The following is a 19,615-nucleotide window of genomic DNA, read 5'->3' as shown; positions in this document are numbered from 1 at the left end:
AAGTCCCGCACCCTCTACGACGAGGCGACCGCCTGGTCGCACCACGCCCACCTCCAGGCCGCTTGACCTCAAATGTCATGGGGTGTCTGCTCAGCCCTGACGACGAGGACTTCGTCGTCGCGACGGCCACCATCCGCCCGACCAAGCTCGGGCAGCCCTTAACCCGCTGGTCGATCCGCAAGCTGCTCGCCTACCTGCGCAAAGTGCATGCCGGGTCATCCGCATCGGCCGCGATACGTTACGCCGCTTGCTCGCCCGCCGCGGCGTCACCTTCCAGCGCACCAAGACCTGGAAGGAGTCCCCAGATCCGGACCGTGATGTGAAGTTGGACCGGATCGAGGAGGTCCTGGACCGTTTCCCGGACCGGGTCTTTGCCTTCGACGAGTTCGGCCCGCTCGGTATCCGTCCCACTGGAGGGGCGGGCTGGGCTGCTGCCGGCCACCCCGAGCGGCACCCGGCCACGTACCACCGCACCCATGGTGTCCGGTACTTCCACGGGTGCTACTCGGTCGGCGACGACACCCTCTGGGGCGTCAACCGCTGCAAGAAGGGCGCTGCGAAGTCGTTGGCCGCGCTGAAGTCGATCCGGGCCGCCCGCCCTGACGGTGCCCCGATCTACGTGATCCTGGACGACCTGTCCGCTCATAAGGGCGAGAAGATCTGTCGCTGGGCGAAGAAACACCGGGTCGAGCTGTGCTTTACGCCGACCTACGCATCCTGGGCGAACCCGATCGAGGCCCACTTCGGCCCGTTGCGGCAGGTCACGGTCGCCAACTCCAATCACCGCAACCACACGGTCCAGACCCGGGCGCTGCACGCCTACCTCGGCTGGCGCAACAAGAACGCCCGACACCCCGACGTCCTCGCAGCTCAACGTCGTGAGCGCGCCCGGATCCGCAGCGAGAAGGGCATCCGATGGGGCGGACGCCCTCTCGCTGCCGCAGCCTGACCGATCTCGAACTTGCCCGGCCAGCTCTAGCAGTAGCCGTCCAGCCTGGTTCCGGCAGGGGTGAGGTTGGGCCGGGGGTGCCCTGCTCTGTCCGAGGCTGCGGACCTTAGAAGATCAAGAAGACTGCATCCCGGGTAGCCGCGGAAAGTCGAATAGGCGGAACGGTAGTAGCAGCTCCAGTAGCTCACGACCCGTCGCTGAGTGCGCGCGAAGAAGGCCGGGTTATCAATGATGAACTGCCCGTAAGCGAGGTGGCTTCGGGTGCCCGGTGCGGCGAGACTACGAAGCTCATCGCGGATGACGACCAGGATCTCCAAGACGTACTCGCCGACCAACTGCACGACGAACGGGACGACCCACGGGTCCGTGGAGCCAACGACCTCCGCCAGGTGGCGCTGCCTGACCATCCCGTCGCAGTGCCTTGAGTACAAGCAGTGCAGAAGTTGACGTTGACGCGACGAGAGCGACGCTACCGCTTCTGCCGGCGGCTCGTCTTTGTAGAGACGGCCAGGAATGGACACATGCTGACCCTCCACAACGACCGAAAACGGCTCAAGCGGCCGGAAGCGGGAAGCAGGCATGACCGCCAGAACTGCCTCGGCATCGCCTGCAAGCTCGGCTGGGAACGCCAAGATCAACGGATCGCTGCTGTTGGAAGGCGGCTGCACGAGCTGAGCACAAGCGGACGCCCCAGCCACGAGCCTGGCCCCCACGACCTCACGGTCGCTCAAGCCGGTGAACGTATGTGGTCAGAGCACTAGAGGCCACCCGTTCGGGGGTGTTTGCCGGGCGGGGGTCGGCCGCGCCGAGTTTTTCTGGTGTGGTGCCCGTCCGGCAGGCAAGAGACCGGTCGGGCCCTAGACGAGGAGAAACCGTGTCTCAGCACAGCATCAGGCAGTACAAGGACGCCCACACCGTCATCTACGGCGGCACCGGCCTGGACCGCAACGTCACCGAGGAGCAGGCCGGCCACGCGGCTGCCTGGGAGGCTACCCGGAAGCTGAAGGAGTCCGGGCAGCCGATCGACAACCAGAGCCTGACCAACACCCTGGAGGCACTGGCGCGCCAGCAGGCCGAACGGCTCATGACCGACCTCGGCCTGGACCACCTTGACGAACAGCAGGTCAAGCGCCACGCGGCGGCCGCAGCGGCGCGCATCGCCCCGGAGTTCGCCACCGCCTGACCGCATCGGCTCGCCCCCTCCGGTTCTCCCTCACCGGAGGGGGCCACCGTCAACCTCCCCATGTTGTGAGGCACAGCGGAACCTGGCGCCACTGGCATGCTTCGGAACTGCATTCCAGGGGACACCACACGACCTTTGACACCAACGCGTCGCCGTCGCCCCGGACCGGGACGGCACCTGCCCGGCAGTAGGCAACCTGAATCGCTTCTTCGAGGACTCCTGCAACCGGACCCCGCACGCCGTCGCCCTCGATTGCGGAGAGCAGCGGGCTGACCTATGCCGAACTGGACGCCCGGGCCAACCAGATCGCCCACCGGCTGCGTGGTCTCGGCCTCGGCTCGGACAGCAGTGTGGCGCTGCTCTTGCCGAGGCCGGTCGAGATGTACGCGAGCCTGCTCGGCGTGTGCAAAGCGGGCGCGGCGTTCGTACCGGTCGACCCGGCGACGCCCGTCGACCGGGTGGACTTCATCCTCCGAGATGCCGGCGTCGATGCCCTGCTCACCACCTCCGCCCTGGCATCCGGCGCACCGTGCCCGGTCATCGAGATCGACGGATGCGTCGAGGAGTGGACGCTGCTGCCGTCCACACGGCCGCCTGAAGACGCCGAGAGGTGCGGGCCCGCTGGCGTACATCATGTACACCTCGGGCTCGAACGGCAGGCCCAAGGGGGCGAAGATCGCCCGGTCCAGCATCCGCAACTTCCTGCGGGTCGTCGGCCCGGTCTACGACATGCGGCCCGGCGACCGCGTCTACCAGGACATGGCCATCTCCTTCGACTTCTCCATCGAGGAGATCTGGCCCACCTGGGCCGCTGGCGCCACCGTCATCGCCGGCCCGACGGACTCGGCACGGCTGGGGGCCGAGCTCGCTGACTCCCTGGACCCGCGCGAGGCACAGCCATAACAGCCTCCTCGGCCACCAGGCCGGTCTTGACCAGCGCATCAGGCGCGGAGCGCCAGCCGTTTCCACCGCGCCAGACCCACGCGGCCCTGGGCGCGGGATGTCACAGCCCGGGCGCACTCCAGAGCGGGAACCAGCGGCCGAGATCCTGTTCGACGCGCAGGTCGTTGCCGATCACCGTCTTCACCTGGAGCTCCATCGCGTTGTCGCGTTTTTCACCTGGCAGTGGCGAGAAGGGGTAGAAGGTTCCCCGCTTGTACAAGTACACGAGCGCGAGCCTGCGGCCCTCCGGGTTGGCGAAAGCGACCAGAGAGCACAGCAGTTGCGGGCCGAAGCCGTTGTCCTGCAGGGCGGTGTTCACCGCGTGCAGGTCGTTGACAAGGGAGACGATGTCGTCCGGCGACTGTCGGGAGAGCAGCCAGGTGTAGCCGTAGCTGTCGCGGCTGATCTCGACCGGGGTGCCCTGGTCGGCGTTGAGCAGCGCCTGAACGTCCTGCTGGACCTGGGCGAAGGCGCCGCCCTCTGCGGCAGCGAAGCACACCGAGCCGAGGCCGGTCGGAGTGAAGCCGGCTGCAGCCTGGAGGGTGATCGCGGCGGAGGGCAGGCCGAAGAGCTGGTCGAGGTCGGGTCTGACGGGCTTGGTGCGGCCGAGCAGCGTGCCGAGAAAGCCCATGGCGGAGCTGTTCCTTCCTGGTCAGGGCGTCGGGCGTCAGCGGCCCAGCTCGGCGGAGATGCGGCCGAGCTGGTCGAGTCGCTGCTCCAGCGTCGGGTGGGTGGAGAGCAGGTTGCCCGCGCTCTGCCGCGCGGAGAAAGCCGGGGCGAAGTAGAAGGCGTTGAACGGCTCGGCCTGGCGCAGGTCGCGCGTCGGGATCGCGCCCATCGCGCCGGTGACCTTGGTGAGCGCCGAGGCCAGCGCGGAGGGGCGGCCGGTGAGCAGCGCCGCCGAGCGGTCGGCGGACAGCTCGCGGTAGCGCGACAGCAGGCGTGTCAGCAGGAAGCTGACCGCGTAGACGACGGCGCTGACCGCGATGACCACCAGCAGGGCCAGGCCCTCGTCGTCACGGTCGTCGCGGCGGTCACCGAACCCGCCCCACAGACCAAACTGAAGGCCCATCCGTGTAAGGAAGCCGGCCATCACGCCGAGGAACCCGGCGATCGTCATCACGGCGACGTCCTTGTGTGCAACGTGCGAGAGCTCGTGCGCGAGCACGCCCTCCAGCTCCTCCGGCTCCAGACGGCGCAGCAGGCCGGTGGTGGCACAGATCACAGCATTGTTCGCATTGCGGCCGGTCGCGAATGCGTTCGGGACGTCGCTGTCGGCGACGGCGACCCGGGGCTTGGGCATGTCGGCCAGGGCACAGAGACGATCGACCGCGCCGTGCAGTTCCGGGTACTCCTGCTCGGTGACCTCACGAGCGCCCATGCTGAACGTGGCGATCTTGTCGCTGAACCAGAACTGCGCGATGAAAATGCCACCCGCGATGACGGCCACCAGCGGCCAGGCACCGCGTAGCAGCACGAACAGCGCCCCGACAAAGACCACGTAGAGCAAGCCGATCATGAACATCGTGGCCACCATGCGGCTGGTCAGGCCCCGGTCCGGCGCGAATCTCGTCCCGCTCATCGCCCATGCTCCACTTCTGTTCGGACCCCCGCTGGGTCCCACCGTGGTGACGTTCGACAAGCCCCGGAAGTTCCCATGCGGCGTGGCCGACGTGAGGATCTCGGATGTGCTGGAGGGCAGCTGCGGCAGCAGGGGTGCCCTTTCCTGTATAGCCGCCGGAGCGCGATCGGAGAGAACCCACCGAAAGCGGTCGGCCGACTACGGCCTCCCGTCAGCTGTCACTGCGCGACAGCCTCGCGAGCGGGTGGGCCGATGGCCGCGCCGAGCACAGCGTTGTTGGGCAGCAACACCTGACCGTCCTCCGTATGGAGTTGGACGAACAACAGGGTCATGTCCGTCACCTCGCCCTCGATCCGGCCTCCGAGGGGTCCGGACTGAATGCTGATCCGCTCACCGATCGCGAAAGGGTGCGAGACGAGCAGTACCAGACCAGCGCAGATATTGCCGAGGACCGGCTGCGCGGCGATCCCGAGGATCACTCCGGTCAGCGCGCCGCCCAGCAGGAGCTTTTCCCACGGCACTCGGATCAGGCTGAGGGCGCCGAGGATGACCAGGGCATAGCCGCAAAGCAGGCAGATGACCCGCAGCGCGGCCGACCGGCTGTCGCTGATCCGCCCGGTCAGAAGCTTCACCAGACGCCTTCGTGCTCCGGCGTCCACTCGTCGGTGGTCTGCATACAGACGTGGTGTGCGAGGCGGCCCGGGTCTACGGCGCAGGGGCCGAGTATCCGCCAGGGCGCTCGGCACTCTGAGGACGACGCGGCCCTCGGCCTGGGTGCCCAGGCTCGACACCCGGCGACCCGGCAAGCAGGCAGAGGCCGACGCTCAGGAAGAATGGGGCGCTTATCCCCCGGCGCGTGTCGTGCTCATCTTCGAAGGTTTCCGCATCAGCTCCTCCCGATCGCCCGGAGTGCGGCTGCCGTTCGGCCACGGCCTCCTCACCGCATCCGCGGGCGTTGCCAGGGCCGGGAACGGGTGCTGTCCTGCAGCGCGTGTGCCTCGCTGCTGCTGTCCGGCCGGGCGGCGCCTGGCCCGGCAAGCCGATGAAGCACCTCTGCGCAGCCTCACGTCACACAGGTGATCCGGACAGCGTCCGCTAAAGGTCTCCGTCTTGAGGGCCGTCCGGGCAGGAGCCCTCAAATCTGCGGCGCTGGTGCAGGTATCGCGGCGGGCGGCCGAGGCGGGTTCCCTCGTGTGGCAATCCCCCCACGCACCTGCTCATTTGCGTGATCTTGCAACTAACGTGACGCCCTATGCGTCCTACCCGTCATCGACAGAGCATCCGACGACCGACCGGACGGACTGGGCACGTGCAAGAGCAGCAAACCGGAGCGACCGACAGCGGCGAGGTGTGGCGGCAAGGTCAGCAGCCCGCACATCTCGACTGGGGGGTGTCGTCGCCCGCCACGACGTACCGATTTTCTCCGGCGGAGACAGAAACCAGGCGCTCCGGCCGCCGAGGGTGTCTGGTGGGTCTGGCCCTCGCAGCCGTACTCGTCATCGCCGCTGTCCTCGGTGCCGTCTGGTGGCTGACCCGACCGCCCGCACTGCCCACCATTCCCGGTCAGTATCTGGCGACCGTTCAGTCAGCCACCAAGACCTGCCCGGAGCTGAGCGTTCCGATGCTGGCCGCGCAACTCGACGCGGAGAGCCACTGGAATCCGAAGGCGGACTCCGGCAAAGCCCAGGGCATCGCGCAGTTCCAACCCTCGACCTGGGCGGAGTGGGGCAAGGACTACACCGGCGACGGCCGGGCCGACGTGTGGAACCCACAAGACGCCATTCCGGCCCAGGGCGCCTACATGTGCCACCTGTTCAAGGAGGTCAAGGGCGTCCCCGGCGACCCCACCCAGCTCGCACTCGCCGCGTACAACGCCGGCCCCAACGCGGTACTCAAGGCCCAGGGCATCCCACAGATCCCCGAGACACAGAACTACGTCAACCGGATCGAGACACTGATCCCGAAGTACACCCAGACCTACGCCAAGCAGATCAGCGCGTCGCCCAACCCGCCGGGCGACTGAAGCCCCCTGCTCCGAGTCAGATGATCAACGGCCCCGGACTGGGCATCGTCACGAGAACCCGGGCGGACGACCGGGTTCTGCTGGCCGGGCTCGACGCCTGGCGACGGCTGTGCCGTCCGCTCCTGGTCGCGGCCTCCCGCAAGCGATTCCTGGGCACGCTGCCGGCGGACCCGTCGACCGGCGATCCCCGACCGCCACGCGCCCGGGACGCGGCGACCGCCGCCGCATCCGCGATCGCCGCCGCTCAGGGAGCCTGGGCCGTCCGGGTGCACGAGGTACGGGCCACGGCGGACGCGGTCCGCGTCGAGGCCGCGATCAGGAAGGCCAGGACACCGGAGCCCGGCTCGGACCTGTGAGCGAGAGCGGCGTGGGCGAGGTGTATGGACCACCTCAGTCGGGAGCGGAACGGCGAACAGTGCCGCCCGTGCGGAGACAGACATCCGATGCGGTTGATCAGTCAAGCGGTGTCGGGGAAGGCGGTCTGCTCGTCGTAGCCCCGGCCCGCCGGCAGGGACAGCACGGCGTCGGCGGGATGGACGTTGCCCGCGCCCCGGCCTCGGTGGGCGCGACCCGGGTGACCCGGACCATCCCGAACACGGTGGCCGGCCAGCGCGCGTGTCCGGTCTCCCGCCAGGGCCGCACACGGCCTTCCGGCCCCACCACGACCGGGCCGCCACCGGAACGAACCTGTTCCTCCTCTCGCACCGCGCGCAGCTCGAGGCGGCCCTGCAGCAGCAGGCGAAGCAGTTCCCGCCCGGCCGTCCAGGTATTCCTCCAGTTCAGTGTGGGTCCAGGTGCCCGCATCGCTGTCTGACAGCGAGGTGGTCAGCATCTCGAAGGCGCTGAGGGAGCGGCAAAGGGGTCAGCGGCGGCATCAGTGTCGTACGGTGTCATCTTCAAGGCTCTTCCCGTCCAGCATCGTTTGGGTCGCGCCTTCGAATGTAGGCGCGGAAGTGCCCTACTGTTGACGGGAGTTGGGCGAAGCACCGCCCCGACGGGGGCCAAAGTGAACAGGCCCCGGGACATCCTCGTCCAGCCAGCCCCCGCTCCACCAGCCGCTTCAACTTCGCCCGCGTGGCCTCGATCTTCCCGGTCTCGACCTGCAGCCCGATCCTCGGCACGATCCGCTTGGCGCGGACCGGCCCCGGCGCCTCCGCCACCACCTCCACGATGTCCTGATACACCCTCGGCAGGATCTCCGGCCCCATCCCGGACTGCCAGTTCGGCACGGTCAGCACTCCGATGACCTGTCGCTCGGCCCCTGCATACGCCGACGCCACCGGCTCAGCCACGGTTGGCCGGTGGGGATCGATCGCGCCCGCGCTTCTCTGGCACCAACTCCACCAGCACTTCGGCGACCGTCTCCCGCGCGATCCGGAGACGCTCCAATCCCTCCCGGGCCAACTCCAGTCGAAGGCGGTCGGCAAGAGAGGCGAACGCGACAGGAGATGTGCGCCTCCGGTCAATTGGTGCCGAAGGCCATCAAGGAGGCGCATCGTTTCTCCACAAGCGAATACATGTTCGCCATGTGTTCACCTACCGTCTGTCTCTCGTTCCGGTCTTTCGGGGCCTTCCGGCCTCGGTACTTACAGGGAGTGCAGTCATGGAGTTGTTACGGCATCTCGCTGCCCACCTCGGGCTCGACCTCGCCGCCGTCGGCGTGCTGACCTTCGCCATCTACTATCCGCGCCACCGTCGGCGCGACCTCGTGCCGGCCTATCTCGCCCTGAACACCGGCCTCTTCACCGTCGTCACCGCCCTCGCCGAGGTGCGCAGCGGCGGGGCGGCCCTGGGCTTCGGCCTCTTCGGCGTGCTCTCGATCGTGCGACTCCGCTCCGACGCCGTGCAGCACGAAGAAGTCGCCTACTACTTCACCACCCTTGTCCTCGGCCTGCTCTGCGGACTGCCGAGGCTGCCGTTCGCGCTCACCGGCGGGCTGTGCGCCACCCTGCTCCTCATCGTCTGGGCGGCCGACAGCCCCCGCCTCCTCGCCGACACCCGGCGCGCCGTCGTCACTCTCGACACCGTCCACGAGGACCCGGCCGCGCTCCGCACCGACCTCGCACGGCGCCTAGGTGAGCCCCTCCACTGGACGGTCATGGAAGTCGACTTCGTCCGGGACCTCACCGTCGTCGACGTCCGCTACCGCGAGAGCACAGCGACCCCGGCCGACCGGGGCCCCGTGCCCGCCGCCGGACCCGCCCACCGGACCACACCCACCTGGGAAAGCGCATGACCACCGCAACGGTCCGCTCCGCCGCTGCGGTCCGCGCCATCGGCGACGCCGCCCACGGCGCCGGCCCGATCTCGCTCGACGAACTCAACGAACGGGCGGCTCTCCTCGCGCGTTTCGACCACAGCTACCTGGTGCCCGCGAACACCTTCCTGCGCATCGTCGGCCGGCTCACCGACCCGCACCGGCCCGGCGGCCCCTTCCGCGCCCTCGCCATAGACGGCCGACGTGCCTTCCGCTACCACTCCGTCTACTACGACACCCCCGAGCTCCGCTCCTTCCACGACCACCGGCAGGGCCGCCGGCTCCGCTTCAAGATCCGGGAACGGGTCTACACAGACACGGGTGAGCGGCAGTTCGAGATCAAGCTCAAGGGGCCGCGCGGCGACACCGTCAAACGCCGCCGTCCGTTGACCGGAGCGGCCACCCCGCTCGACCCCGACTGCCGGGGGTTCCTCGCCGACACCCTGCGCACCGCGTACGGCATCGGCGCCCCGGCAGTCCTCGAACCGTCCTTGTGCACCGACTACATTCGCGCCACCTTCGTGGCCGACGGCGAGCGCATCACCTGCGACGCGGCACTGGTCTGCGACGACGTGCGCACTGGGCGCACCGTGCGGTGCACGGACGACCTCGTTCTCGTCGAGACCAAGACCACTGGGCATCTCACCGAGGCGGACCGCCTGTTGCACGCCCACGGGATACGCCCCGCCGTCTTCACCAAGTACTGCAGCGCCTACGCCGCACTGCGACCCGCGCTCCCCGCCAGCCGGTGGCGCCGCGCCTCCCGCCGTGCTTTCGGTGAGGTGGCCCTGGAGCCGGAGCGTTGAACGGCCGGTGAAGGCCCGGTGGCATGACGGGCCCGCCGCCGGGACAGCCCTGCGGCCGGGAAGCGATGTGCGTCCTCCCGGCCGGACACCGGGGCCCTGTCGCGCGGATCTTCGCTCGTGGGCGCGCCCGGTGTGGCATGGCGGGCCCCGGCGGCCGGCTACCGCTGCCGCCACGGTCACACCAGCACCACCCGCCCCGACCCCGGCCGCATCCCCAACACCTACGTCCGCGAAGACCACGTTCTGCCACATCTGCCGGCCCTGCGCCTCCGTCTCACCAGCCGTCTGGATCCTCCCGGGTCGGCGTCCGTCAGCCGTGACGCGGTGCAACCCACACCCGCCCAGGCGATCGCCCACCTCCGCAGCGAGGAGATCATCCTGACCTACGACCCAGCGGCCAGGACCCTGGCCGCGAACACACCCCAGGCAGAAGAGATCACCATCAGCTGACCAAAGCCCAGCGACAATCCGGCGAAGGCAGAGAAGCCGAACCGAAACGACGAACACCCGCCCCGGCCGGGAGCCGAAAGCGGGTGCCAATACCCCCTGCCCAAGAACAGGGCGTCGTGGGGCAACTCTCTCTGTGTCCGAGGGGCGAGTTGACGGCTGACGATACGGGCATCGTGGCTCAAGGCAGACTCGGCCACCGAGACCTCTTTCAGCCCACGCCGACAACCGGCTGGGCCCCCTCCTCCGCACCCGGAAGCCTGCAGCACTCCGCCCCAATCGCCTCGTCCGGCCTCGGCACCCTCGGTCACGGCAGAGGCTCTGCGTCTCCTTCGCCGGAAGCGGATACGAATCGCGCATGCAGCACAACAGCGCGCGCCTGAAGGCAGCTGGACCTGCCTACTCATCGTCGGTATCGGCATCCTGATCTTCGGTGTCGTCGCCGCGGTCGCACCGGGAGCCGGCGACGAGCAACTCATGCGGGCCGACGGTGCGGCCGCGATCGGCATGGGCCTGTTCGGTGTATTGATCACCCTCGTACCGTCCCGCTGCGGGGAACGGTGGGCGTGGTACGCACAGTGGTACTACCCGGCCTTCTGGATCGCCCACTTGGCGGGAGGGCTGCCGCCGGGCAAGGACCATGTCCACCAAGTGGTGTTCAGCGTTCTGTCGCTCGTCGGGCTGCTGCTGCCCGTTCGCGTCTTCTTCCCCCGCGCCACGACCACCGCCTGACCTGGGTGCCCGTCAGTGTTCGTGCGCGCTCGAGCCGATGAACGGGACCGTGGGCGTAGTCGCAGTGTTCTGTCTGTTGTCCGGCGACGAGGTGGTGAGGAGGCGAGCGGTTGGTCAGCCTGCTGGTGAGGGGCCCGTGGGCAGATGTTCACAGCACTGGTCGGCGCCGACCGTCACGAGGGTCGTCGTCTCAGCCGGTGGCGGCCCGAGGTCGGCGCCGCAGGCCGGCGAGGTGCCAGGTGATCGGGGCCACCGACAGTCAACGGTCGCACGCGGAGACTCACCCACCACCGAGGATGCGCACCTGAGCGGGCAGCATGCAGGCGTTGTGCCTGGGCAGTGACCCCAATTCACTCGTTCCGGCAAGCACCGCACTGCTGCACTGACCTCGTGGCCATGCGAGTCGGAGTTCCGGACAGACACCGGAGACGAATGCCGCCAAGGCCTGTGGCTGCTGCCTTCGTCCCCATCATGCTGCCGTGTCAGGGGACCGACAACCGGTGGGGTCGCCCGCGCCGTGCTCAGGAGCGAGGCCCCGACCGACAATGGCCGGGGCCCAGTCGCATCCGGCTAGCCGAGCGTGCCGCCGAACTGGCCTGCGGCCGCCAGGCCAAGGGCGGCCTGCCCGCCCTCGACGCCCTACCTGCCGTGGTCGAGGCGCCGACGGCCTGCCCATCGTGTTCGACTCCGGCGTCCGCACGGGAGCAGACATCATCCAGGCCCTCGCCCTCGGTGCCGCAGCCGCATGCGTCGGCCGACCCTACGCCTACGGCCTGGCCCTCGACGGGACGGACGGCATCGTGCACGTCCTGCGCTCCCTGCTTGCCGAAGCCGACCTCGTCGTGGCCTTCGACGGTTACCCCGTTCTGGCCGACCGTGCGCCCGACGCCCTCCGCCGCATCCGCTGATGCGAGACGATCCGTACTTCCGGTGACGCCTGGCTCGAAAGGCGGACCCTCGGAAAACTCGAGCTCGACCCGTGTCGTCGCGGTCATCTCCGACTCCACCGTCGCCCGGGCGGAGCCGGCTCTCCGGGGGCAGACCGGCTGTTCGCCCCCGCTTCACGTGGCACGGCAGAGGAGGATGATGCGGCACCCCGCTCAGGTCGGCCTCTTCACTGACCGACGCCATGAAGCAAGCACGCAGGTTCCGTTCGGATGCGCTGACAGCTTGTCACGGCCAGCCATGGACGGCCGCCCCTTATGGCGTGTGCTGAGCCCCCTAGCACCCGCAGACTGGTCGGCTCTGCGGCATGGGAAAACGTGATGATGTCGTAGGCAACCGGAGTAGCCCGCCGAGAGCGCGGCGGGCTGCGGCTGCCGAACGTCGGCGGGCACGATCAGGGCGTGTATCCGCCGGACGGTGCGTCGTGACACAAAAGAGGGCCGGCGCACCCCAACCACCGGCTGCGCGCAGTGAAACGCCCTGGCTGCCATCAGCTACCGACACCATGTCGACAACACCGACTCAAAGCCGGTAAATGCCGTGGAGCTTCGCCGTTTCGGTGGCGACTTCCTGCCGGTTGGCAGAAGTACGCCACCCTGCTCATCTTGTGGCGGCCTTTCCCGGTTGAAAGATTCCCCGCAGCGTGGGCGCTGTTCGGGGGCAGCGCCTTGTCTTTGCTTTCCCCGAGTTCGCTTGTAAGAAGTGGAGTGCCCATGAAACGGCGGAGACGAGCGTTCGCTCGCGGCCTCGCCATAGCCAGTGCGGCCGTACTGCTCGCCGCACCCGAGCAGTACGCGTCGGCCACCGGAGCGAAGACCTCTGCGGTCGATTCCGGTGTGAAAGGTACGGCTTCGGGAGGCGCGTTGCCCGGCATACCCGGGTCCTCGGCGCTCGGTCCGTGGCGCTCGTTCCAGCAGCCCATGCCCGCGCAGTCGGCGAAGAACGGCCCGCACCAGGTCCTTGTGGTGCTCGGCTCGGCCACCCACGTGACCGGCAAGTCGCTGGGCAAGAACCGCAGTTTGCAGGTCCGTACCCCGTTGACCTCGGACACCGCGGTCAACTCCGCACTCCACCGGTCTCACGCCGTCTCCATGCGGCCGCTGGTGCCGGGTCTTACCGCCGCCCAGGCCCGGCAGCTGCACTCAGCCGCCAGGGCGAAGCTGGGATCCGCTGCGATCGACCTGTCCAAGGTCCAGGTCGTCCAGCTGGCCGGCGGCGACGCCTCTGCTGCCGCCCATGCGCTGGCCGCCGCACCCGGGGTCGTCTACGCCGAGCCCGACCGGACCGTCTCCCCCATGAACACCGGCGCCGTGCCGCTGCCCTCCTCAGTGGGCGCCACCGCAGGGAAGGCCGACTCGTCGGCGAGGGGGCAGGACAGCGGTGCGACCGGCACCGACGGCGTTCCCGGCAACGCGGCTCTCGGCACCTCGCTGCAGAGCTTCCTCAACGCCGGCGGCGTCGACGCGACAGGCGCCTACAGCCTGCTGAAGCAGCAGTTCCAGCAACTGCCCGGCGCCGGCGAGACCATCACCAACGTCTCGGTGGGCGACCTCACAGACGCGTCGACGCCGAACCTGGGCCCCGCGGGGCCGACGACCGTCGTCCAGAACGGCCAGCGGTACCTGGACATCCCGACGATGCCCTTGATCCCCACCTACACCGCGGACGCGACCGGCGCACTCGACCCGACCGGCTCGACCCGGGGGCAGGACTCCGCGCTGGGTGAGGTGCTGCTGGACTTCTCCGTGATGGCGCCGCTTCCGCACGACCTGCAGCGTCCGGGCATGCAGGGCGGCGGGAACTCGGACCTGCTGGGCATCGCCCCGGGGGCCGACTACCGGCTCGTCGTCCCGCAGCAGCCGACGTTCAGTCAGATCGCGGTGGCTCTGCTGGCTGCTGCCCGGCAGCAGCCGCGGCCCGATGTGATCACCGCCAGCCTGGGCTACGGCACCGACGCTTTCGGGTTCGCCGGACGCTACCTGGAGGACGACCCGGTCCAGCAGTCCGTGATCGCGTCGATCGTGCAGCAGTACGGCATCACCATGGTGGTCTCGTCGAACGACGGGACACGGTTGTTCACCAACGCGGCCGTCGGCCCCGACGGCGGCAGCACCGCGACCGACGTGACGCGCGAGGCCGCCGACACCACCAGGATCGACGACGACCAGCTGTCAACCACGCCCAGCAAGGTCCTGGACTCCGGCGCGATCGCCGCGGGCGGCACCACGACCGACGACACACTGGCCGTGCCCCCGCAGAACGGCGCAGCCGCGTCGGGCAACGGGACCTGGGCGACCACCAGGCTCAACGGCTCCGGGATCTTCTCCTCGGGATTCGGCACCCGGGTCGACGTCTCGGCGCCCAGTGACGGCATCCCCGCCTTCGAACACCGAGGCCAGACCGCGCAGTCGGTGACGGAGGTCCTCAGCGGAGGCACTTCGGCATCCGCACCCGAGATCGCGGCCGCCGCGGCGGTCGTGCTGCAGGCCTCCCGGCTGACCGGGCAGCACCCGTCGCCCCAGGACGTACGTGCGCTGCTGGAGCGCACCGGCCGGGCAGTGCCCACTCCGCCGCAGATCGACCGGCCGCTGCACGTCGGTCCCCAGCTCGACGTCACAGCCGCGGTGCAGGCGGTCCTGGCCGAGGCGCACGGCAGCCGGGCCGGTGCGGGTACGCCCCGGATCGTCCGGCTCTCCGTGGCGCATCGCCAGACCATCGGCGGGCTCGGTGGCTCCTACCTGGAGGTCACCGACCCCGGGTACATCGACCTGGCCGGACCGGGCACGGGCGCCGGCGCCACCGGTGAGGGCCTGGTGGGACCGGTGACCATAGGCGCCGACGTCACCGGCCTGAGCGACCGGGACGGCGTGAGCTACGCACTGCGCATCAAGAACCATGAGTTCACCTCCGCTGTGCCGGCGATCAGGCTCACCCCCACGCAGATGCTGGCCGCCGCCGGACTTCCGGTCGTCTCCGCGACGGACCGTCAGGTCCCGCTCACCTTCGAGGTGCGCCACGGCAACGAGGTGCTGGCCTCCACCACCCACCAGCTGAGCTTCGGCCCCACCGACGGCGGCTACGCCGAAGCACTCGCCCCGGTGGTCCAGCCCGTGGTCGAGGCGGGACGCTCCGTACAGGTGCGCTACGACCTGACCGGCGTGCGGAACGTCAGCTCGCCCCAGCTGGTCGTGTCGCAAGTCGGCCGCTGGAACCCCGCGTTGGCCCCCATCTTCTCCGCCTCCTACACCGCCCCGCTGACGGGACTTCGCGGCACCGTCACCGTCCCGGCCGACGCCTTCTCCGCCGGCGGCGGCATCTACGGCATCGGTGTCGTCCAGAACCCAGCAGGCGGCGCCAAGCGCGGCCCGGTGTACGGCGAGTTCGCCTCCGTCCGGGTCGACGGCGGTGACCCGTCGCAACGCCCGGCGGCGCCGACCCTGGCTGCGAAGGGATCCGAGGAGTTCGGTCACCTGCTGGAGGTGACCCGGGCTGCGCCGCGATTCTCGGTGCACTACGACGTGTCGCGGGTCAAGGGTGCCACTGGCACGCTGCTGGAGTTCTCCGCACCCGGACCGAACATGTACAACTCCTACAACATGGTCAGCAACCAGAACGGCACCACCCGCGACCACAACGGGGTGGACAGCCCGGCCACGCTCGACCGCTCGTTCACGGGCACGCGAGGCACGGCGGACCTCGACGCCCTCGCGCTCAAGCTGCCCTCTTCGATCGCCTACGACCTGCGGGTGTTCGCCGTCGACCAGCACGGCAAGACAGTCGGGCAGGCTTCGCCAACGTCTCTGCTGGCCTACGACGACGGAGCAGCCCCCGACGGCACGAACCTGACCGACTTCGCCATCGTCCCCGACGGCACGTCCGTCGCGGCGGTCGAAAGCCCCACCGGTGAAGGCTCGGTGTACGACTACGACGCCGCCACCGGATCCTATGGCCGCAAGCTGACGAGCGACCCCGCGTACGGCTCCATCTACGAGGTGTTCGGCGTCGACTCCGCCCACCACGCGTTGGTCCTGCACAAGCAGACGACCACCGGCGAGCAGTGGCTCGAGACGTACGACACGAGCACCGGCGACGCGGTCGGCAGCCCCGTCCGGGTCGATGACCAGTACGTCGTGACGGGCGGGCGGGTGGACGCCAAACGCCACCGCGCAGCGGTGCTCTCCCACCGTTCGAGTGACCGGGCGGGCTTCGTCCTGCCCGTGGACACGGCAACCGGCGCAATGGGCACCCCGCTCCAGCTCGACCCCGCTCCGGACGGGAGAACGTCGTACGGCCTGCTGGACGTGGACGAGTCGACCGGCCTCTTTTCCGCGCAGAAGACCGGCACCACCATCAACTGCGTGGCATCGATCGGCTCCGGCACGGTGGCAGCGGTCAACCTGGACACCGGATCGGTCACCCAGAGCCAAGGCGGTATCCCTTGCGCCGGGGACCTGGCGGCCGACCAGAAGGGCAACCTCTACGAAACGTGGTACCACTCCTACAGCGTCAACTTCGCCGGCACCGGATACCTCGGGCAGCTCGGCGGCAGTGACCCGGTGAACGTCGGAATGGCTCAGACGCCCCTCGCGCTCGCCGTCGACGGGGAGCACCAGCTGGCGTTGCTCGCCTTCCGGTTCCCGGACCTGAAACCCATGGGCGGCTTCCAGCAGTACGGTTTCACCGACAACAACGCCACCGGACGTATCGCCGTCGTCGACCTGAGGACAGGCAACACGGTGGGTACGGTGACCGGCGTCGCGTACCCCCTGTACGGCTCCTGGAACGGCCGGCTCGAAAACCATCGCGAGCGCGTCATGCAACTCGACCCGGCAACCCGGACCGGCTGGACGTACGCAGGCGACGGAAGCCAGATCCAGCAGTTCTCCTACTGATCCGATCCGCTTGCTCGACGACCTGGGTCCGCGGGCGCCACACCGCCCGCGGACACACGGTCTTCAAAGCTGTTGCCTTTTCGATCTTGAGCGGTGGCGGTCGAACGCGATCCCAGTCTCGTCCACAGGGGCCGGCACCTCACCGACGCGAGGGCGGGCAATGGCTCACCCTTTCCATTCCTGCTCGGCCGCGGCCCAGGGCCGACGGCTGCGCGGTGGCCGCCCGCGGCGGCTTCGCCCGATACGAGGGTGGCGCTGCCCGCAGGCCCCCGGGCCAGGGCCTCCTTTATGACATGGAAAATGTCGACGGGACAGCTGTGGCGCAAAGACATAGGTGGCCGACATCCGCCGGCTGGCGGGCAGGGGACATGAAGGCGGAAAAGGGCATGACATTCAACGTACTGGGACTGGCAGAGGAGACTGAGCGCGTCTACGCCGTGCTGGTCCATACGCCCCACGCCACGGCTTCGGAGCTCGCCGGCGCCTGTGAACTGTCCGTTCCCTCCACCACACGACAGCTGGCCGATCTGGTCAAGGGGGGCCTGGCGACGCGGGCCACCGGCCGACCGCCCCGGTTCACCGCGGTGGCCCCCGACATCGCTGTCACCGCGCTGATCCGCCGCCGTGAGAAGCAGCTCGATGAGGCTCGGTCGCAGGTGCACCGGCTGATGGAGGCACACCGGGAGGCATCCCGGATCAGCAGCCCGGACCTCGCGGTGGAACTCCTCACCGAACGCGCCGACGTCAGTACCGCGGTGCAGTGCATGACCACCCAGGCACAGCGCGAGATACGGGCTTTCGACAGGCCCCCCTACGTCGACCGGCCTGGCAGCAACCTCGACGAGCAGATCAAGCGGCAGCGCCGGGGCGTCGCCCACCGGGTGATCTACGACCGCGCCGCCGTCGCCTGGCCGGGCCGCCTCGCAGACGACATCCTGCCCAGTGTCCGAGCCGGCGAACAGGCGCGTGTCCGTACCGAGCTGCCGCTCAAACTCGTGATCTGCGACAGCCGGGTCGCGATCATCCCCATCAGTTCGGCGCCGGGCGGTCAGTTGGCGGCGTATCTCGTGAAGAGCTCACCGATGCTGGTGGCCCTGGAGGCGCTCTTCGAGGTGGAGTGGGAGCGGGCGGTTCCCCTGCCCCTGACGAACCGCACAGCCGCCGACGGGGGCCTTGAGAGCGGCACCGGCGAACCCGACCAGGAGACCCGGTCACTGGTGTCGCTGCTCGCGGCAGGGCTCACCGACGCCGCGATCGCCCGGGCCCAGGGCTGGAGCGAACGCACCACCCAACGCCGTATCCACCGCCTGATGAGTCAACTCGGGGTGAACACCCGGTTCCAGGCCGGGCTGACCGCCGCCCAGCGCGGCTGGCTGTGACTTTACGCCGGATGGTCACTGACTCGGGAGTCTCGGAGAGCCAGTTGACGTCGGTCGGCGAGGCGTTCTGTGTGTAGCCGGGCGGCAGGGACACGATCCAAGATCCGGACCATGTGCGGACCAACTCGGCTCACCATCAGGTGATTCCACCCGTTACGGTGCAGGTCATCGCTCCTCACCGGGTGGGAGCGGGCGGAAGCTCACCCAGCGCACGCATGAGGGCGATCTGCGCCTGGTCCCGCTGAGTTGCGAGTTCCTCGATGGGTCGGTCGCCGAGGTAGGCCTCGGCCTGCTCGCTCAGGAGTTTGACGGTGGCCTCGTCGAAGGTCGGGCTTCCCAGGAACTTCCAGCTCTGCTCCATCGCAGGAGCGAAATGCGAGAGGAAGTGAGCAAATCCGCCGGAACCGCCGCCGAGATGGAAACTCTGGAAGGGTCCGGCAACCGCCCAACGCGGGCCGATCGAAGAAGTGACGAGTTCGTCGAGTTCCTGCTCGGTCACCACTCCCTCGGCCACCAGATGGACGCACTCGCGGAAGAAGGCGGCCTGCAGGCGGTTCGCGACGAAACCCGGAACTTCCTTGTGCAGGACCTGGGGCTTCTTGCCCAGGGCGCTGTAGAAGGCGCGCGCCTGCTCAACGGTCTCCTCCGAGGTGAGCCTGCCCGGAACGATCTCGACAAGAGGCACCAGGTGCGGCGGGTTGAAGGGGTGGCCGACGATCAGGCGCTCGGGCTGCTTGAGGACCGTGGCGATCTCGCCGGCCGGAAGACCCGAGGTCGAGGTGGCGAAGAGCGCATGCGCAGGAGCGTTCTCCTCGATGGTGGCCCACATCCGGTGCTTGATCTCCAAGCGCTCCGGGCCGTTTTCCTGCACCACGTCGGCGCGGGCCACCGCGGCGGCCAGATCGGCCTCGAAACGCAGCCGGGCAGTCAGGTCGTCCGTCCTCATGCCCAGCTCTTCCAGCGTGGGGGCGATGTCTGCCAGACCTGCGCGGACCTGGCTCTCCGTCGTGGGAGCCGGGTCGCTGATGGTGACCTCACAGCCGTGGGCGAGGCACAGGGCTGCCCACGACATGCCGATGACGCCGGCGCCGACGATGGTGACGTTACGGAACGATTCCGCGTTCGCAGTGTTCATGGTGTGCGATTCCTTACGGGTGGTGAGCGTCGCACCGCGACATTGCATGAAGTGTTTGAGGGCTGCCGCGGGCCTGCCATGCTGACGGAGGGCGTGCTTGATCTCTGTTGCCGAGAAATCGCAGGCAAAATGCGCATGGCGAATTTTCCGAGTTCCGCGCCTGCCCCTCTCGCGCTTTCCGGTGGTGGGGGGCCCCGGCGCGGCCGCCCCCCCCCCCCCCACTTCTGTCCCCACACCCCCACGCCCGGAATCCCTTGGTACCGGGCCCATCGACTGCAGTAGCGGGGACAGGATTTGAACCTGCGACCTCTGGGTTATGAGCCCAGCGAGCTACCGAGCTGCT

15 protein-coding genes and 3 pseudogenes are annotated in these 19,615 nt (G+C 69.0%); 13 read left to right on the top strand and 5 right to left on the bottom strand.

Annotated features, from left to right (window positions below; all coding sequences use genetic code 11):
* Positions 1 to 89: 89 nt before the first annotated feature.
* A pseudogene (locus ABT288_RS44460) lies at positions 90 to 949 on the top strand (IS630 family transposase); the annotation flags it as partial.
* Positions 950 to 975: 26 nt separating this feature from the next.
* Here the strand turns inward: ABT288_RS44460 and ABT288_RS44455 are convergent.
* Complete coding sequence (locus ABT288_RS44455) at positions 976 to 1,617, bottom strand: hypothetical protein (RefSeq protein WP_351621080.1); 642 nt, start codon at positions 1,615 to 1,617, stop codon at positions 976 to 978.
* 206 nt (positions 1,618 to 1,823) lie between these two features.
* Between ABT288_RS44455 and ABT288_RS44450 the strand changes: the two genes are divergently transcribed.
* The 3 genes and pseudogenes from ABT288_RS44450 (at position 1,824) to ABT288_RS44440 (ending at position 3,035) form a co-directional block, all read left to right on the top strand.
* Complete coding sequence (locus ABT288_RS44450; protein WP_071379009.1) at positions 1,824 to 2,132, top strand: DUF3759 domain-containing protein; 309 nt, start codon at positions 1,824 to 1,826, stop codon at positions 2,130 to 2,132.
* Positions 2,133 to 2,332: 200 nt separating this feature from the next.
* Positions 2,333 to 2,650: pseudogene (locus ABT288_RS44445) on the top strand (AMP-binding protein); the annotation flags it as partial.
* Positions 2,651 to 2,765: 115 nt separating this feature from the next.
* The gene (locus ABT288_RS44440) at positions 2,766 to 3,035 is read left to right on the top strand and encodes an AMP-binding protein (RefSeq protein ID WP_351621076.1); all 270 of its coding nucleotides are present in this window, start codon (positions 2,766 to 2,768) and stop codon (positions 3,033 to 3,035) included.
* A 100-nt stretch (positions 3,036 to 3,135) separates the two neighbouring features.
* On the opposite strand, the gene pspAB is transcribed toward ABT288_RS44440, so the two are convergent.
* The 3 genes from pspAB to ABT288_RS44425 form a co-directional block, all read right to left on the bottom strand.
* Positions 3,136 to 3,705, bottom strand: coding sequence for a PspA-associated protein PspAB (pspAB, locus tag ABT288_RS44435; protein ID WP_351621073.1), 570 nt, complete (start codon positions 3,703 to 3,705; stop codon positions 3,136 to 3,138).
* Positions 3,706 to 3,741: 36 nt separating this feature from the next.
* Positions 3,742 to 4,656 carry a zinc metalloprotease HtpX gene (gene htpX, locus ABT288_RS44430; protein WP_071379011.1) on the bottom strand — a complete coding sequence of 305 codons (915 nt, stop codon included), beginning with the start codon at positions 4,654 to 4,656 and terminating at the stop codon, positions 3,742 to 3,744.
* Between the two features lie 218 nt (positions 4,657 to 4,874).
* The gene (locus ABT288_RS44425) at positions 4,875 to 5,288 is read right to left on the bottom strand and encodes a mechanosensitive ion channel domain-containing protein (RefSeq protein ID WP_351621069.1); all 414 of its coding nucleotides are present in this window, start codon (positions 5,286 to 5,288) and stop codon (positions 4,875 to 4,877) included.
* Positions 5,289 to 6,124: 836 nt separating this feature from the next.
* On the opposite strand from ABT288_RS44425, the gene ABT288_RS44420 reads away from it, so the two are divergent.
* From ABT288_RS44420 to ABT288_RS44380, 9 genes and pseudogenes are all read left to right on the top strand, one after another.
* On the top strand, positions 6,125 to 6,679 hold the full coding sequence (locus ABT288_RS44420; protein WP_351621066.1) for a lytic transglycosylase domain-containing protein: 555 nt from the start codon (positions 6,125 to 6,127) through the stop codon (positions 6,677 to 6,679).
* Between the two features lie 20 nt (positions 6,680 to 6,699).
* On the top strand, positions 6,700 to 7,035 hold the full coding sequence (locus ABT288_RS44415) for a dihydropteroate synthase (RefSeq protein ID WP_450863736.1): 336 nt from the start codon (positions 6,700 to 6,702) through the stop codon (positions 7,033 to 7,035).
* 1,247 nt (positions 7,036 to 8,282) lie between these two features.
* Entirely contained in the window at positions 8,283 to 8,915 is a 633-nt protein-coding gene (locus ABT288_RS44410) for a DUF4956 domain-containing protein (RefSeq protein WP_351621063.1), read from the top strand.
* Positions 8,912 to 9,742: a polyphosphate polymerase domain-containing protein gene (locus ABT288_RS44405; RefSeq protein ID WP_351621061.1), complete on the top strand. Its 831-nt coding sequence runs from the start codon at positions 8,912 to 8,914 to the stop codon at positions 9,740 to 9,742. Before ABT288_RS44410 ends, ABT288_RS44405 begins: the two co-directional genes overlap by 4 nt.
* A 117-nt stretch (positions 9,743 to 9,859) precedes the next feature.
* Complete coding sequence (locus tag ABT288_RS44400; RefSeq protein ID WP_351621058.1) at positions 9,860 to 10,192, top strand: hypothetical protein; 333 nt, start codon at positions 9,860 to 9,862, stop codon at positions 10,190 to 10,192.
* A 474-nt stretch (positions 10,193 to 10,666) separates the two neighbouring features.
* A complete protein-coding gene (locus tag ABT288_RS44395; protein WP_351621055.1) occupies positions 10,667 to 10,921 on the top strand; it encodes a hypothetical protein in 255 nt (84 codons plus the stop codon).
* Between the two features lie 600 nt (positions 10,922 to 11,521).
* Positions 11,522 to 11,829: pseudogene (locus ABT288_RS44390) on the top strand (alpha-hydroxy-acid oxidizing protein); the annotation flags it as partial.
* A gap of 750 nt (positions 11,830 to 12,579) precedes the next feature.
* The gene (locus ABT288_RS44385) at positions 12,580 to 16,758 is read left to right on the top strand and encodes a S8 family serine peptidase (protein ID WP_351621053.1); all 4,179 of its coding nucleotides are present in this window, start codon (positions 12,580 to 12,582) and stop codon (positions 16,756 to 16,758) included.
* A gap of 386 nt (positions 16,759 to 17,144) precedes the next feature.
* Positions 17,145 to 18,137 (top strand): helix-turn-helix domain-containing protein, encoded by a 993-nt coding sequence (locus ABT288_RS44380; protein ID WP_351621051.1) that lies wholly within the window; start codon positions 17,145 to 17,147, stop codon positions 18,135 to 18,137.
* A gap of 175 nt (positions 18,138 to 18,312) precedes the next feature.
* Here the strand turns inward: ABT288_RS44380 and ABT288_RS44375 are convergent, their stop codons facing one another.
* On the bottom strand, positions 18,313 to 19,506 hold the full coding sequence (locus ABT288_RS44375; RefSeq protein WP_351621049.1) for a 3-hydroxyacyl-CoA dehydrogenase NAD-binding domain-containing protein: 1,194 nt from the start codon (positions 19,504 to 19,506) through the stop codon (positions 18,313 to 18,315).
* Between the last annotated feature and the right edge of the window lie 109 nt (positions 19,507 to 19,615).

The organism is Streptomyces sp. NPDC001093 (assembly GCF_040298985.1).
Lineage (GTDB): Bacteria > Actinomycetota > Actinomycetes > Streptomycetales > Streptomycetaceae > Streptomyces.
The sequence above is the reverse complement of the archived record's forward strand: the minus strand, read 5'-3'. Positions and strand labels throughout refer to the sequence as shown.